The 15,443-nt window shown below is 37.4% G+C and carries 14 protein-coding genes and 1 tRNA gene; 3 read left to right on the top strand and 12 right to left on the bottom strand.

Annotated elements, in window-relative coordinates; genetic code table 11:
• Window positions 1-48: 48 nt before the first annotated feature.
• The 8 genes from ribBA to AC27GZ_RS14065 all read right to left on the bottom strand — a co-directional run bounded on the left by ribBA (window position 49) and on the right by AC27GZ_RS14065 (window position 8,846).
• Complete coding sequence (gene ribBA, locus AC27GZ_RS14100) at window positions 49-1,158, bottom strand: bifunctional 3,4-dihydroxy-2-butanone-4-phosphate synthase/GTP cyclohydrolase II (protein WP_487095929.1); 1,110 nt, start codon at window positions 1,156-1,158, stop codon at window positions 49-51.
• Between the two features lie 40 nt (window positions 1,159-1,198).
• A complete protein-coding gene (locus AC27GZ_RS14095; RefSeq protein ID WP_487095927.1) occupies window positions 1,199-1,864 on the bottom strand; it encodes a riboflavin synthase in 666 nt (221 codons plus the stop codon).
• Between the two features lie 17 nt (window positions 1,865-1,881).
• Window positions 1,882-3,051 (bottom strand): bifunctional diaminohydroxyphosphoribosylaminopyrimidine deaminase/5-amino-6-(5-phosphoribosylamino)uracil reductase RibD, encoded by a 1,170-nt coding sequence (gene ribD, locus AC27GZ_RS14090; RefSeq protein ID WP_487095925.1) that lies wholly within the window; start codon window positions 3,049-3,051, stop codon window positions 1,882-1,884.
• 15 nt (window positions 3,052-3,066) lie between these two features.
• Window positions 3,067-3,561 carry a transcriptional regulator NrdR gene (nrdR, locus tag AC27GZ_RS14085; protein ID WP_487095923.1) on the bottom strand — a complete coding sequence of 165 codons (495 nt, stop codon included), beginning with the start codon at window positions 3,559-3,561 and terminating at the stop codon, window positions 3,067-3,069.
• Between the two features lie 240 nt (window positions 3,562-3,801).
• Window positions 3,802-5,058 carry a serine hydroxymethyltransferase gene (glyA, locus tag AC27GZ_RS14080; protein WP_487095921.1) on the bottom strand — a complete coding sequence of 419 codons (1,257 nt, stop codon included), beginning with the start codon at window positions 5,056-5,058 and terminating at the stop codon, window positions 3,802-3,804.
• A gap of 367 nt (window positions 5,059-5,425) precedes the next feature.
• The gene (locus tag AC27GZ_RS14075) at window positions 5,426-6,589 is read right to left on the bottom strand and encodes an ABC transporter permease (RefSeq protein ID WP_487095919.1); all 1,164 of its coding nucleotides are present in this window, start codon (window positions 6,587-6,589) and stop codon (window positions 5,426-5,428) included.
• A complete protein-coding gene (locus AC27GZ_RS14070) occupies window positions 6,586-7,371 on the bottom strand; it encodes an ABC transporter ATP-binding protein (protein ID WP_487095917.1) in 786 nt (261 codons plus the stop codon). The genes AC27GZ_RS14075 and AC27GZ_RS14070 overlap by 4 nt, the downstream gene beginning before the upstream one ends.
• Window positions 7,371-8,846 carry an alpha/beta fold hydrolase gene (locus tag AC27GZ_RS14065; RefSeq protein WP_487095915.1) on the bottom strand — a complete coding sequence of 492 codons (1,476 nt, stop codon included), beginning with the start codon at window positions 8,844-8,846 and terminating at the stop codon, window positions 7,371-7,373. Before AC27GZ_RS14065 ends, AC27GZ_RS14070 begins: the two co-directional genes overlap by 1 nt.
• A 180-nt stretch (window positions 8,847-9,026) precedes the next feature.
• On the opposite strand from AC27GZ_RS14065, the gene AC27GZ_RS14060 reads away from it, so the two are divergent.
• The 3 genes from AC27GZ_RS14060 to AC27GZ_RS14050 all read left to right on the top strand — a co-directional run bounded on the left by AC27GZ_RS14060 (window position 9,027) and on the right by AC27GZ_RS14050 (window position 11,086).
• On the top strand, window positions 9,027-9,245 hold the full coding sequence (locus AC27GZ_RS14060; RefSeq protein ID WP_487095913.1) for an EF-hand domain-containing protein: 219 nt from the start codon (window positions 9,027-9,029) through the stop codon (window positions 9,243-9,245).
• Between the two features lie 185 nt (window positions 9,246-9,430).
• Window positions 9,431-10,096, top strand: a complete 666-nt coding sequence (gene trhA / locus AC27GZ_RS14055) for a PAQR family membrane homeostasis protein TrhA (RefSeq protein ID WP_487095912.1) — start codon at window positions 9,431-9,433, stop codon at window positions 10,094-10,096.
• A gap of 450 nt (window positions 10,097-10,546) precedes the next feature.
• Window positions 10,547-11,086 carry a PEP-CTERM sorting domain-containing protein gene (locus AC27GZ_RS14050; RefSeq protein WP_487095911.1) on the top strand — a complete coding sequence of 180 codons (540 nt, stop codon included), beginning with the start codon at window positions 10,547-10,549 and terminating at the stop codon, window positions 11,084-11,086.
• Window positions 11,087-11,225: 139 nt separating this feature from the next.
• On the opposite strand, the gene AC27GZ_RS14045 is transcribed toward AC27GZ_RS14050, so the two are convergent.
• From AC27GZ_RS14045 to AC27GZ_RS14030, 4 genes are all read right to left on the bottom strand, one after another.
• Window positions 11,226-11,301, bottom strand: a tRNA-Phe gene (locus AC27GZ_RS14045).
• 99 nt (window positions 11,302-11,400) lie between these two features.
• A complete protein-coding gene (locus tag AC27GZ_RS14040; RefSeq protein WP_487095910.1) occupies window positions 11,401-11,730 on the bottom strand; it encodes a DUF1289 domain-containing protein in 330 nt (109 codons plus the stop codon).
• Window positions 11,731-11,949: 219 nt separating this feature from the next.
• Window positions 11,950-13,479: a SulP family inorganic anion transporter gene (locus tag AC27GZ_RS14035; RefSeq protein WP_487095909.1), complete on the bottom strand. Its 1,530-nt coding sequence runs from the start codon at window positions 13,477-13,479 to the stop codon at window positions 11,950-11,952.
• Window positions 13,480-13,691: 212 nt separating this feature from the next.
• Complete coding sequence (locus AC27GZ_RS14030; RefSeq protein ID WP_487095908.1) at window positions 13,692-15,287, bottom strand: ATP-binding protein; 1,596 nt, start codon at window positions 15,285-15,287, stop codon at window positions 13,692-13,694.
• Between the last annotated feature and the right edge of the window lie 156 nt (window positions 15,288-15,443).

Here is a 15,443-nt window from a genome sequence, read left to right as displayed (position 1 = left end):
ATTAGATGAGGCTCAGAGTAAAGATTACTCTGAGCCTCCTAAGTCATTTTATTCTGCTATGTATTCAACTACTTCTAAGCCAAAACCAGATAAAGAATGGTATTTAGTTTGTGAGCTTAGTAAGCGCATTTTACTCACACCTAAGTTAGATAATATTTGCGAGCCAACCCCAACATTACGAGAGCCAACATGGCGCTTAATTTCTTTTACTGTTTCGCCCGCGTCTATTTTAGCGTACTTTTCAACTAAGCTTATTAACTCCATGGGTGATTCATGTTTACCCAGTAATACTAGTACACCACCCTCTTTGGCTATTTTTTCTAAAGCATTAGCCATTGGCCACTTAGCCACACTTTCACGTTGACTGAACAATAAGTCTCTAAAAGTATTCTCTAAATGTACACGTACTAACGTAGGCTCTTCTGCCTTAATTTCCCCTTTGGTTAAAGCAAAATGAGCTTGCCCATCAATAGTATCTTTGAAAACTGTTAAATCAAAATCACCGAATGCTGTTGGCAATTTACACTGTGAAACTCGCTCAATAGTCGTTTCGGTAGCATTTCTAAACTCGATTAAATCGGCAATGGTACCCATTTTTATGTCATGCTTTTTAGCTATGACTTCAAGATCTGGACGGCGAGCCATAGTGCCATCTTCATTAAGAATTTCCACAATAACAGCAGCAGGTTCGCATCCAGCCATACGTGCTAAATCAACACCTGCTTCTGTATGACCAGCACGATTAAGTACGCCGCCATCTTTTGCAATTAAAGGAAAAATATGACCAGGTTGTACAATATCTAGATGCGTTGCATCTTTATTTGCTGCGGCAAGTACAGTCGTTGCACGATCAGAGGCTGAAATACCTGTAGTAACACCGCTTGCCGCTTCAATTGACACGGTAAAGTTAGTACTAAATTGCGCATCATTTTTATCTACCATTAATGGCAACTTCAGCGTTGCACATTTTTCACGACTCATTGGCATGCAAATAAGGCCACGACCATGAGTAGCCATAAAATTAATTGCTTCTGGCGTCACCATTTCGGCAGCCATGATAAAGTCACCCTCATTTTCACGATCTTCATCATCCATCAAAATAACCATTTTGCCTTGAGCAATATCGTCGATGATTTCTTGTGGTGTATTTAAATTCATTGGGTTCTCTCTGCTTTTTAATAAGGCTATCAATCAGGTTTTATTTAATAAAGCCTGATTTTTGTAATAAAGATTCTGTCACTCTCGATTTAGTTACTGAGGCTTCAGTGCTATTGTCTTTGGTTAGCAAACGCTCTAAGTATCGAGCAATAAGATCCACTTCCAAATTCACCTTAGTGCCTACTTGATAATCTGCAAAAATAGTTTCTTTTACCGTGTGTGGCACTATGGTTAATCTAAACTTGTCATCACCTAAGGCATTCACGGTTAAGCTTGTACCATCAACGGTTACCGAGCCTTTTTCGGCAATGTAATGGGCAAGATCATTCGGCATTGAAAGCCAATATTCAATACTGTTGCCATTATTGGTAATGGATAATACTTCACTAATACCATCAACATGTCCTGACACCATATGACCGCCAAAACGCGTGCTAGCCAACATGGCCTTTTCTAAATTAACTTTCATACCAACATTGTAATGAGCAAAACCAGTCCGGGTTAAAGTTTCATTAGAGACATCCGCACTATAGCTATGTTGGTCAAAATCAATCACTGTTAAACATATGCCATTGGTAGCAATTGAATCACCTAATTTGACATCGCTCATATCAAGGTTATTGGTAGCAATCACTAAACGTGCTCCTTGCCCATTGATATTAATCGCTTTAATTGTGCCAACAGCTTCTATAATTCCGGTAAACATAGTACTTCTCTGTAATTTTATGTTGATGTTTTTGCTAACGTAGCTGTGATTCGAATATCACAACCCACCATTTGAACATCGGTAATTGATAAAGGTTTTGCCTGTGCTAATTTAGTGATAGTTGGCATTTCAATTAAGCTTTTACCATCACCACCTATTATTTTAGGTGCTTGATAAAGTATAAGCTCATCAACCAAGTCTTGCTCAATAAATGCGCCAGCTAAATTAGCACCCGACTCAACTAAAACATCATTGCAGCCTCGTTGTGCTAACAAGGTTAATAATGCCGCTAAGTCAGCTTTACTTTGCCCTGCATGATTTTTAACGATTGGTACTTGCACTTGTTCTACAAAGTGAGGCCACATTTGTGTATTTTCAAGTTCCGAATTGCTTCTGACTAACAAAACCTTGGAAGCTTCTTGAAAAAGCGTTAAATCTGGTGTTAAACGGTTTTGTGTATCTATGACAACACGTACAGGTTGACGAAGACTCTGCTGCTCATAACTTGCTTTAAGCGTTCCTAATTCAGACCAACGCACTGTCATTTTAGCATTATCGGTTAATACAGAATCGGCTCCTGTGATTATAGCGCAGCTTTGCGCACGTAACCTTTGTACATCTTGGCGGGCATCAGCTGAGGTAACCCACTTGCTTTCACCACTTTTCATGGCTGTTTTACCATCAATGCTCGCGGCTAATTTCACGCGGACATAAGGGCGTTTTTCAGTCATCAATTTGATAAAACCAGTATTAAGCGCCTTGGCTTCATTTTCTAACAAACCAGATTCAGCTTGAATGCCTGCTAGTTTCAGCATAGTTAAACCTCGCCCTGACACTTCAGGGTTAGGGTCTACCATGGCTGAGACTACGCGCTTTACTTGCGCATCAATTAAGCCTTGCGCACAAGGAGGTGTTTTCCCAAAATGACTACAAGGCTCTAGGGTTACATACGCAGTAGCACCTTGAATTGAATCAGGATACTTCTTTTTAGCATCGCGCAGTGCATTAACTTCAGCATGTCCCTGACCGGCTTTTTGATGAAAGCCTGTGCCTATAATTTTCTCTTCGCCGGAAACAGTATTAACAAGTACACAACCAACCCTAGGATTAGGCGTAGTAGTATAATGACCTTGCTTGGCTAGCTTAATGGCTAATGCCATATATTGGTGATCTTGCTTGCTAAACACTTTCTATCCTTTAGGCTAAGAGTTTGCTTTTTTCTTACCGCTTTTAGCTCGACTTAAATTTTCCTTGCCTAAGCGAGCTATTTCATCAGCAAACTCGCTGATATCTTCAAAAGATAAGTACACTGAAGCAAAGCGTAAGTAAGCCACTTTGTCTAACTCTTTTAGTTGTGTCATCAATAAATTACCCAGCATTTCGCTGGTAATTTCTCTTTCGCCTGTGGCACGCATTTGAGATTTTAATTTATTAATAGAAAGCTCAACTTGCTCAGTATTAACAGGGCGTTTTTCAAGTGCTCTCATTAAACCTGAGCGCATTTTATCTTCATTAAAAGGCTCTCTTGTACCATCACGTTTAATAATACGAGGCATTACTAGCTCTGCTGACTCAAAGGTTGTATAGCGTTCGTGGCAAGCTAAACATTCTCTGCGTCGTCTAACTTGATGACCGTCAGAAACCAGACGGGAATCAATTACTTTGGTGTCAAGTGCACTACAAAATGGACAATACATTCTTTACCTTTATTTTGTTAATCCTTTCGACAAGCTCTGGGAAAATGGCTGTTTTGTTAAACATGAGTATTCCATTACCCCTGAACACTTCTTGCATGCTGAGCGTAAAGTAGTCGAAAGGCTAAAAGCTCAATACAAAACCAAAAATGGCCGCTAATTGCGACCATTTTAATATAAATTTACCGCGGATAGTAAATTAGTTTTCGTATTCAAATAATTAGCATTAACTGCATTTATTAATTATTTATAAACAGGAAAACGAGAACATAATTCTTTTACTTGACCTTGTACGCGCGCAATTACGTCTTCATTGTTGATATCATCTAAAATATCACAAATCCAACCGGTTAATGCATTCGTTTCTTCAATACCAAAACCACGACGTGTAATAGCTGGCGTACCTAAACGTAAACCTGAAGTAACAAACGGTGAACGAGGATCATTAGGTACAGAGTTTTTGTTTACTGTGATATGTGCTTTACCTAACGCGGCATCAGCATCTTTACCTGTGATATCTTTATCAATCAGATCAAGTAGTAATAAGTGGTTATCAGTACCATTTGAAACAACTTTATAGCCACGCTCTTGTAAAACAGCAACCATAGCTTTAGCGTTATCTAACACATTTTGCTGATACTCTTTAAATTCTGGTGATAATGCTTCTTTAAACGCTACCGCTTTAGCCGCAATAATATGCATTAATGGGCCACCTTGGCCACCTGGGAATACCGCACTGTTTAATTTTTTATAAACGTCTTCATCATCACAACCTGAAACAATTAAACCACCACGAGGGCCAGCTAATGTTTTATGTGTAGTAGTAGTTACTACATGTGCGTGAGGAACTGGATTTGGATAAAGTCCAGCAGCTACTAAACCTGCAACATGAGCCATATCTACAAAGAAATATGCGCCAACACTATCTGCGATTTTACGCATGCGAGCCCAATCAACTACGCCTGAGAATGCAGAGAATCCACCGATAATCATTTCAGGCTTATGTTCGTTCGCTAAACGCTCAACTTCATCATAATCAATATCGCCAGTTTCAGGGTGAAGACCGTATTGGAACGCTTCATATGACTTACCTGAAAAGTTTACGTGTGAACCATGAGTTAAGTGACCACCATGCGCTAAACTCATGCCTAAAACTTTACCACCTGGTGTAACAAGCGCTTGAAAAACAGCAGCATTAGCTTGAGAGCCAGCGTGAGGTTGAACGTTAGCATAAGTAGCACCAAATAATTCTTTAGCGCGATCTATGGCTAATTGCTCAGCAACATCAACATATTCGCAACCGCCGTAATAACGCTTACCTGGGTAACCTTCGGCATACTTATTCGTTAATTGTGAGCCTTGTGCTTCTAAAACGCGCGGGCTACAGTAGTTTTCTGATGCGATTAATTCAATATGCTCTTCTTGACGCACAACTTCATTGCTCATTGCTTGGTATAACTCAGCATCGAAATCTGCAATATTCATATCACGTGTAAACATGTTTTTTCCTCAAATAAGCAACTGTAATTAGTCGCAAGTTCTGACTATAAATTAATGCCGCGTATTCTGCCTTAATTCGCACAAAATGTACACGTTAAAAGCGGCTCGTTTTAGTACATTTTCTCTTTTCTTATGCCTAATTACTTACTCAGTATCTATCAAGAAGAAAATGAACCGCTCTCAACGCTTTTAACTCCAGCATCAACCCCAACTAATACAAATATACAACAACAAAATTACGGTTACAACGAATTTAATACAGTAAAATCAAATAAAATATAAATTAAAACCAAGATAACTAGTTTTTACCACAATTAAAAATAGCGCATAAATGCGCTATTTTAAAAAACTAGAGTTATGAATAAGATTAGCTTAACGCTAATACGACTTTTTCAGAGCGTAATTTATTTGCCATAAGTAACACCAAAACCACAGTCATAGTAATAGTCACTAAACCAGTAAACCCTAATAGTGCCCATGACACAGGTAAACCTTTAAACAGATCCTCCATTATCAATGATTGGCCTGAAATAGGCAGCCATTCTAACCATTTAGGCTTATCATCAATAAACATCAAAATCACGGGTAACATCGCAGGAAGCATGATGATCATAGAAACCATTGACTGTGCCTCTTTGAAGTTCTTCGACTGAAATGCAACAAAAAGCTGTAACGCTGAAGCAAAGAAACAAATTGGCAACAGTAGCAATAACAACGCTGTAATAGTAAAAGCGTCTAAATTAAAGCTCGCACCTATTTTCGTTAAATCAATAAAACTAACCGAAAATGAGGTCAAGCTCAGTGTTAACAATACACCTATACAGGCGATTAAGCTTGCACAACATAATTTAGCGCTAACTACTTTTACTGTACTTACGGGTTGGCAAAGTAGCATCTCTAATACATTACGCTCACGCTCCCCTGCACTGGCATCTATTGCCACAGGAAGGCCTGACATAAAGGCAGCCATTAATAAGTACAAACCAAGCATCATAGATATAATCATGGCATTTGAATTAGGTAGCGAGGTATCTTGCTCAATCACTTTTATGGGTTGTAATAAGCGTACGTCAATGCCACGAACAAGTAATCGTTTATAGCCAATTGAGCGAGAATAATGATTAATCGTATTATTAATTCGGCGTATAGGTGACATATTCGCTTTTTCACTAAAGTCAGCACTTAAGTGAATATCAATGGTTTTACCATCTAACATGTCCTGATTAAAGCTTTCAGGAATTGTTAACTTCAAATTACGATCATCCCAGATAGTTTTCTTACTGTTTGGCACATCAGTAAATAATAAAATATTGTCATCCTGAAGCGCTTTAATAAGCTTGGGTGCAAACTCTGCACCGGTAACTTTAATGTAAATATCGGGCGTTTCTACAGCTTCTTTGATCATGACTTTTGACATGGCAAAAATCATTACTGGTGCCATAAGTGCCATCATCATAGCCATCATCATCGCTCGTCTATCACGAAATGCTTCTTTTAACTCTTTAGTGAGTAAAGCTTTGAATTGGATCATGCCGCTACTCCTTCATCAGAGCCAATAATTTTGACGAAGGCTTCTTCCAATTGAGATTCACCAGCAAGTTCACATAACTCACTTGGCGTGCCTTCTGCTGCTAACTTGCCATTAGCAACAATGATGACACGATCACATAGAGCCGCGACTTCTTGCATAACATGCGAGGAAAATAAAATACAATGTCCTTTTTCTTTAAAGCGCGCTAAATAGTTACGTAGTACGCGCGTACTCATGACATCAAGGCCACGTGTTGGCTCATCAAGTACAAAGTTTTTAGGTTGATGTACAAGAGCTTGCGCAAGGGTGACTTTCATGCGCTGTCCTTGAGAAAAGCCTAAGGTTTTTCGGTGAGCAAGTTCTGCCATGTCCAAATCTTCAATAATAGTTTCAATCGCTTGATGCTTAGCATTTCCTTGCAAACCATGAATACTGGCAAAATAATCTATTTGTTCATAGGCAGTTAAACGCTCGTATAAACCAAATTTATCAGGGAAAATCCCTAAACGTGCTCTGGCAGCTAGCGGGTTTTCAACAACATTGATTCCATCAATAATAGCATTGCCTTCATCTGCTTTTAATAAACCATAAAGTGTACGTAAACAGGTAGTTTTCCCAGCCCCATTAGGGCCTAAAATTCCAGTAATTTCACCGTCATTCGCTGAAAAAGATAAGCCATCTAAAGCGATAACATCATTGTGCTTTTTATTATTGCCCATTTGACTGAAAAGCGTTTTTTTACCGCCACTAAATGTTTTCCGCAAATTATTTACTTGTATCATTAGTCTTTCCTTCCCTGCTCAGAATCGTCTGTATTAATAACCCCACCGTTCAAATTCGTCATAAATGATTCAGCTGGAATATCTTCTATGCAAGATTCATCTAATTCACTAGGATTAAGACTGGTTAAAAACTCATTGATAATATCGCTTGCACAAGTAGTCATGGCTACCGTATGTGCGGCATTTTCAATTACGATATGATGATTATTTGGCAGTGAATTGGCACTGTGTTCACCATTACTTGGCGGTGTTACCGGATCTAAATTTCCTGATAAAATCAGTGTTGGTATATCAGCCGTTACCGCTTGGTAGAATTCTTCACTTGGACGGTATTGTGGCCAAATAGGGCACACCATTTTAAAGCCGAAATGGCTATCGCCGCCACCAAAATTATTATCAGCATCTTGTTCGAAATCAGCAGTCGATATTCTTGGAAAGTCTTCATTACAAGTAATATTAAACAATAGCCCTAAATAAATTCCCTGCCCTTCTTCAGATTGAGCTACTAAGCCAGCAAGTGGCATATAGTTTCCTAAATACGCTTGGTGTATCACCAAAGGAACTAAAGATCGCGATGCAACAGAATATAATTGCATACGCAATGTGCCTAAGAGTTTTGCTTGGCTGATATTAAATTGCGTCTGAGTACCCAGTCGAGGGTGAGCAATATCCACTTGTACTGGCGCTTGCTTTAAACGTTCTATTAATACCTTAAATTCTTGTTCAAGGTTTGGGTACGCTTTTTGACAACTTGTCTCTTGCTGACAATTTTCTAGCAATAATTGAAAAGAGCGGGCCGTACTTTGACCAAACAAGCCAATAGGTACTTCTATTGGTCCTACACTATCGAGAACAACACTGCGTAATGATTCTGGAAACATGCGCATATAAACCAGTCCTGCTCTGGTTCCATATGAGCCACCATAAATATTAATTTGTTTGTGGCCTAAAGCTTTACGAACAGCATCAAAATCACGAATAGCGTTTTCACTATTATATTGACTTAAATCTCCGGTAAAGCTAGCTAAGCAATCTCTTATGTCTTGTTCTGAGAAGTCTTCTGGCATTAATGAGTAGACATCATAGCTTGTGGTATCTTCGCATTGCAGAGGATGAGAGTCGCCAGTACCTCGTTGGTCGATTAAAATTAAATCGCGTGTTTTGCGTACTTCATTAAATACTCTACGCAAAGGAGCGGCTAGTTCAGCTGCTGCTTGCCCTGGTCCGCCAGCTAAAAACATTAATGGAGTTTTATTATCACTATTATCGATAGCAGGTAAAATAACAAAATTGATGGTAATTTTATCACCTTCAAGATTATTATAATTCTCAGGAACACTGAGTTTCCCACATTTCACTTGTGATTTTACGCCATCAACATGACAGTTTTCTATCACTAACGCTTGGTTTTTGCTGTAAGCACTCAGACTCACCAGCAATAAAACGTAAAGAAGAAATATCCCGTTTTTATACATATTTACGATTCCATTTCATTAATCAAGAACTTCACTAAGCAAACATTCTATTTTATTTCAGTTACATTTAAAACGTAGCTAATTGTAAATATTTATAATTAGCCATTCCAAAAAACCTTTATACAGGATAGAGTTGGTATATGGTTTTAGTTAAATGAATTCGGTTAAAAGGTAAACGTTATGGAATTAAACCAGTGGGTTGATGAATTATTTGAAGTATTTGATGAAGATAAAGATGGCGTTATCAGTCGTACTGAATTTGTCGAGTTAATTGATGTGTTGTTACAAGACAAGGGTATTCGTATGTGTGAGTCTATTTTTAATCGCTTCGATAAAAACCATAGCAACTCAATATCTAAAGATGAACTAAAAGAAATGGTTATTGAATTAGCACTCTAATCAATCTAATGACGATTGCCTTGGACTATCCCTGTAGAATGAACAGGCAACAAGGCAATAGTATTAATGCCCACGAAAAAGGGCTACTTCTCACCAAGTTTTACCTCAACAATAAATTAATTCTTCTTCAAAAAAATAGCGTACACGTGTACACTAAATGCTAATCAACGATAGCTGAGTACATCATGACGAATATGACACCGGCCTACAGCGTAAAAGAAGAGCTAGCAAATACCATTAGCCACGCGTTAGGTGCAATACTTAGTATTATCGCACTAGTGATGTTATTAACTCATTCAGTAACAAATGACTCAATCACTGAAGGCATTAATAACGATAAACTTATTCGCATTATTAGTTTTAGTATATATGGTTCAAGCCTTATTTTACTTTTCTTGGCTTCAACCTGTTATCACGGTACAACTAATCAACAAGTAAAGAAGCTATTTAAACTGCTAGATCACTGTGCCATATATTTATTAATTGCGGGCACTTACACTCCACTATTGTTACTTAGTTTGCATGGCGCACTAGGCTATAGTTTGATGGTACTTATATGGGCAATTGCCATCAGCGGTATCATTTTCAAAATTAAGTTTGGCAATAAATATAAGAAAATATCGCTAGCCACCTATATTGGTATGGGCTTCATCTCATTCTCTATATTAGGAGAGCTATATAAAGTATTACCCAGTAATGCAATCTCATTACTGGCTCTAGGTGGCTTAGTTTATTGCTTAGGCGTGTTCTTTTATGTGCAGAAAAAAATTCCCTTTACCCATACTATTTGGCACTTGTTTGTCTTAGCGGGTGCTACCTGCCACTTTCTCATGATATTTTGGTACGTTTAAGTCATTTAAAGAAGAGAAAAACAATTCGCCCCCTCACACAAAAAAACTGTACATTTATTGTCCAGTTTTTTTACACCTGAATTAAAGTTAACCAGTAAAGTAAATTAATCCCTTGGTAAATGATGTACTTATAGAATGGAGTAGCTAATAATTTTTTATTAACTTTTAAAAAAATACATTTAATACTAGTTCATACTATCGAAATATTTTAGTTTGCGTTAGTTAACTAGAATTATTTTTAGGACAGAAACTAAGCTTATTAATACCTCAAACCATAATTCGTATAAAAAGTGTCCACTTTTTTTACACTTACTAATACATTAAAACGAACGACATTACCAACCATCTGATTTAACAACTTATTTACAAATTGGTTTGCTTTATGCTTCTGATTAAGTTGGCAGAATCTTTAAGAAAATTACAGTAACTTTAGAAATTTAGGAGATATTTATGAAATCAAGGATTATGTATTTTATCATCTTATTACTATCGGTAAGCTTTAATGCTAATGCTGGACTGATATTCCAAGGAGATAGTTACACCTATTATGAAGATGATAACGGGTTAGATTGGGTTTACGCATCACCCTGTGCTGGACAAAATGGCTGTGGTAATGATCTCAACCTTATTGATGATTTTAGGTTTGCAAGTGAAGCCGATTGGAACGCGAGTTTTGCAGATTTATCTGATTTAGTAGCTGCTTTTGAAATTAATAGCTATGATCCTATTGTTTGTGCATCAAGCTTCTTTGGCTCAGGTCATAACCATTGTGATCCTGGTGATGTAACTGGTGGCTATATTTGGGGTGCGCCTGTTGGTATTGCCGGTTCATTAGCTTTATCTCAGTCTGGCATTGCAGAAACATTCCTAGTGAGAGGTAGAATTAACATTGATGATGACGTTGACGGCAGTATTCCAGAGCCATCAACCTTAGCAATATTTGCACTTGGTTTGTTAGGTCTATCTACACGTAGGTTTATTAATAAATAGCATATTAGGATGTTTCTTCGAAGAACTTTCTTTAAAGGCTTTCTTCGTAGTCTTTTTTAAAAGATAAAAACATTAGAATACAGAAAGCAAAAAGCCTGCAATTACTGCAGGCTTTTTAATGTTTATTGCATAAACTAAATGGTGCCCCGACCCGGAATTGAACCAGGGACACGAGGATTTTCAATCCTCTGCTCTACCAACTGAGCTATCGGGGCATTCTTAGTAAGAACGAAGTTCTTCAAAGAGCGCGTATCATAGCTATAAACGATAAAGCTCGCAACCGTTTTTTTACACTTATACATTAACAAATAGCATCACAACTCGAAATCACCAAAGTCTAAGTCACTATGATCTACATGTACTGTTTTGCTAGGTGGATCAAGTAATGAAGGCTGTTGATTAACGTCTACTTCATCAGTGATTTGTGCAGATTGTTCTATCGGTGATTGGTTGTCACCTTTATTTTTTTTACGCTTTTTTCTTTGAATACATAACTTGATAACTTTTTGTTTTCGATCACTATCAAATGCTTGCCATTGTTGTCTTTCATCACGCGAGCGCATACAGCCAAGGCAGTAGCCTCTTTCATCAGACTGGCAAATCCCAACACACGGGCTGGGAACGTCAAAAAACTCTAACTGCATTTAACCCTTTCCTATTAAAATAACGACACTCTTTAACTAACAAAGCTAACCAAGTCACACAAAAAACATGCATGTTCAAGTGATTACTTAAACAAAAATGCGCTGTAAGCTTATTATAACTTAACAGCGCACTTTTATATAACAGCATTAATGTAACAGCATTAATGTAACAGCATTAATGTAACAGCATATAGTACTGAATTAGTTTTTATTAAGTAATTAAGCTAATTTATCGGTAGCAATATGATAATCAGGATCTTCGATGACATTAAGCTCGACTAACTTATCTGCTTTTTCCAACAGTTGTTTACACTCTTGATTTAGGTGCTTTAAGTGCATGGTTTTATTTCGAGATAAATAGCGTTCAGCCAACGTATCGATTGCTTCAATAGCTGAATGATCAGCCACTCGTGCATTTTTAAACTCAACAATAACATCATCAGCATCTTCTTCTGGTGTAAACTGTTCAAGAAAGTTCGCAATAGAGCCAAAAAATATTGGGCCATTGACTTCATATAATGTAGAGCCCGTTTCATGTGTAGTACGAATAACATTAATCTGCTTAGCATGCTCCCAAGCAAAAACTAAAGCCGAGACAATTACACCAACTACTACGGCAACAGCTAGATCTGAATAAACGGTCACACCTGACACAAGTACAATAACAAAGGCATCACCTTTAGGAACCTTGCCTAAAATACGTAAACTTGACCACTCAAAAGTACCAATAACAACAATAAACATTACCCCCACTAAAGCGGCTAATGGAATTTGCTCAATTAATGGTGAAGCAAATAATATAAATGCGAGTAAGGCTAATGCCGCAGTTATACCTGAAGCTCTGCCTCGGCCACCAGAGTTAACATTAATCATTGATTGGCCAATCATGGCACAGCCACCCATAGCGCCAAAAAAGCCGTTAACTGTATTCGCTGCACCTTGAGCTACACATTCTTTATTACTACGGCCACGTGTGCCCGTTAGTTCATCAATAAGCGTTAACGTTAATAAAGATTCAATTAAACCTATCGCCGCTAACACTAAAGCAAAGGGTAAAATAATTTTGAATGTTTCAAAAGTAAAAGGCACATCTGGAATAGAAAAAGTAGGCAAACCACCGGCAATTGAGGCAACATCACCGACAAGTTTAGTATCAAGATTAACAGCAAAAACTAATACTGAAACAGTTACTATCGCTACTAACGTTGAAGGAACGGCTTTAGTTAACTTAGGAAAGAAATGAATAATTGCCATCGTTAAAACTATCAAACCTGCCATTAAGGTTAACGCATTGTTTTCCATCCAAACTAAATCACCTGCTTCATTTGTTACTTTAAACTGTCCTAATTGCGCTAAGAAAATAACAATCGCTAAGCCATTAACAAAGCCCAGCATTACAGGATGTGGAACTAGGCGAATAAACTTACCCAGCTTAAATACCCCCGCGAGTATTTGCAGCAAACCGGTTAAAACCACAGTGGCAAAAAGGTATTCAACACCATGAATAGCCACTAAGCTTACCATCACAACCGCCATAGCCCCCGTTGCACCAGAAATCATACCTGGGCGACCACCAAATACAGCAGTGATTAAGCCAACCATAAAGGCAGCATATAACCCCACTAAAGGCTCTACGCCAGCAACAAAGGCAAAAGCAACCGCTTCAGGAACTAAAGCTAAAGCAACAGTTAGCCCTGACAGTACATCATTTTTTAAGTTAGAAACATTACTGGCCTGTAATTCAAACATTTTGATCTCGTTGATTATTGTTGCGAGATAACACACTAAACTCGCAAATAGTTAGTGGTTAATAAACAGCTAAGTATAGATGGTTATTAACAAGCATGGGGGATTAAGGGCGGGGATGGTATAGATTTAGCGAAGAAATGTCAATATTTCATCGCTTTAGCCCTATTTTTATAAAGGAAAAACTTATAGAGGTAAATATAAGAATTTAGCTTCTATGGTGTAACTAAAGGTTGGTTCTCTTCTTCCTTTTTAGTTGTGCTTTGTGCAATAGGCACTTTCACTTTAAAACAAACCCCTTGTTCTGTTTCAATAGACTTGATAGTACCCGACAACTTAGCATTGACTAAATTAAATACAATATTTAAACCTAACCCTGAGCCACCTTGACCACGCTTAGTAGTAACGAAAGGATCAAAAATTCGCTTTTTAAAATCTTCCGCTATACCTTTACCGTTATCAGTGTATACAAGTGTTAAGTAACCTTTAGAGTGCGTAAAAGCTATTGAAATTTCTCCTTCTCGGCGATCTTCAAAGCCGTGAATATGAGAATTCATCAAAAAGTTAGTTAAAATTTGGTTCCATGCGCTCGGGTAAGTTATGAGTGAAAAGTCTTCATCTACGTCAATGTGTATATGATACTTTTTATGCTTAAACATAGTTTTGACCGTATTGACTATATCGTATACATGCTGATGTAGATTAATCTTAACTTTAGGATCGGTATGTTGTTCAACCGCAACCGATTTAAAACTGCGAATAAGCTCTACTGATTTATTTAAACTACGCTCAATAATTTGCTCATATTCACTCAATAAGTTTAATGTATCTGACAAATAAGACTTGGTAAGCTCTTGCGACTCTACCGCACGTTTTAAACTATCAACCTTCTCTTTTAACGCTGTAATAGAAGTAACACAAATACCTAATGGCGTATTAACTTCATGCGCCACACCGGCAACTAATTGACCCAAAGATGCCATTTTTTCAGATTGCACTAACTGATCTTGCGCTAACGTTAAATCATCAAGACTTTGCTGCAACTGCTGGTTACTTTCTTCAAGTTTAGCAGTTCTATCATGTACCTTAACTTCTAGTTCGCCATTTAATGTTAACAGCGCATTCTCAGCACTTTCAAGCTTCACAATTTCACTTTTAAGTTTAAGGCGCATGTTATTAATTGCATTAACCAAGTAATCTAACTCATCCTCAGATTTAGGGCGATTAAAAAGAACGAGCTCATCATCTAAGTTATGGCTTGCAAGTTCTCGAGCGTATCGAGTGATTCGAAATAAATGGCTGGTAATTAACTTGTCGACAATAATGATAATAAAAAAGGCAATGATAAAAATTTTAATGAATTCAGAGGTAAGGATAAAACCGGCTTGTAACCACAATTGCTGATAAATGTCTTGATAATCAGCATAAACTTTTAATTTCCCAACATTTTTACCGTCATAAACAATAGGAAACTCAACCATTTTTTTAGCGATAATATCAGCATTACCTATCTGATTCTGATAATCAAAGTCATTCTCAACCTTGACTAAACCAATATCAGGTAAATCAACAATGCCTTGGATTTGCTGCGCAACAAGTGGTTTATTAAAGTCCCATAAGCTGCTGGCGATAGAAGGGATATAACTTTTTTCAATATTACTAAAGCGTTGCTCTAAAAGGGCTAGGTCATCTTCAAAGGACGCATAAAGTTGTACCAATGTTGAACACACCGATACAAAAGCACTACATAATAAGATATAAAGCAATAATCGCTTTGTTAGTTTATCTTTTATTTCAACTGCTTTATTCATTAATGCTTCTCATTGAAATTTTTAAGGAATTAAATAAATTACCTTGACATAGTGTTCCATCTTTAACCATTTAAGGGGGCTTTAAATAAAAAGTCAACAACAAACTCTAGCGTTAACGTTAATTTAACATTAAATATAATAAGTTAACAAAATTTA

The sequence above is a fragment of the Colwellia sp. SU-HH00943 genome (genome assembly GCF_057546125.1).
This window is presented reverse-complemented; position numbering and strand designations above follow the sequence as displayed.

Coding starts and splice junctions, on each gene's coding strand:
- AC27GZ_RS14050 (WP_487095911.1), top strand. CDS start 10,547: ATGAAATCAAGGATTATGTATTTTATCATCTTATTACTATCGGTAAGC.
- AC27GZ_RS14035 (WP_487095909.1), bottom strand. CDS start 13,479: ATGTTTGAATTACAGGCCAGTAATGTTTCTAACTTAAAAAATGATGTA.
- AC27GZ_RS14065 (WP_487095915.1), bottom strand. CDS start 8,846: ATGTATAAAAACGGGATATTTCTTCTTTACGTTTTATTGCTGGTGAGT.
- AC27GZ_RS14040 (WP_487095910.1), bottom strand. CDS start 11,730: ATGCAGTTAGAGTTTTTTGACGTTCCCAGCCCGTGTGTTGGGATTTGC.
- AC27GZ_RS14075 (WP_487095919.1), bottom strand. CDS start 6,589: ATGATCCAATTCAAAGCTTTACTCACTAAAGAGTTAAAAGAAGCATTT.
- AC27GZ_RS14060 (WP_487095913.1), top strand. CDS start 9,027: ATGGAATTAAACCAGTGGGTTGATGAATTATTTGAAGTATTTGATGAA.
- nrdR (WP_487095923.1), bottom strand. CDS start 3,561: ATGTATTGTCCATTTTGTAGTGCACTTGACACCAAAGTAATTGATTCC.
- trhA (WP_487095912.1), top strand. CDS start 9,431: ATGACGAATATGACACCGGCCTACAGCGTAAAAGAAGAGCTAGCAAAT.
- AC27GZ_RS14070 (WP_487095917.1), bottom strand. CDS start 7,371: ATGATACAAGTAAATAATTTGCGGAAAACATTTAGTGGCGGTAAAAAA.
- glyA (WP_487095921.1), bottom strand. CDS start 5,058: ATGTTTACACGTGATATGAATATTGCAGATTTCGATGCTGAGTTATAC.
- AC27GZ_RS14095 (WP_487095927.1), bottom strand. CDS start 1,864: ATGTTTACCGGAATTATAGAAGCTGTTGGCACAATTAAAGCGATTAAT.
- AC27GZ_RS14030 (WP_487095908.1), bottom strand. CDS start 15,287: ATGAATAAAGCAGTTGAAATAAAAGATAAACTAACAAAGCGATTATTG.
- ribBA (WP_487095929.1), bottom strand. CDS start 1,158: ATGAATTTAAATACACCACAAGAAATCATCGACGATATTGCTCAAGGC.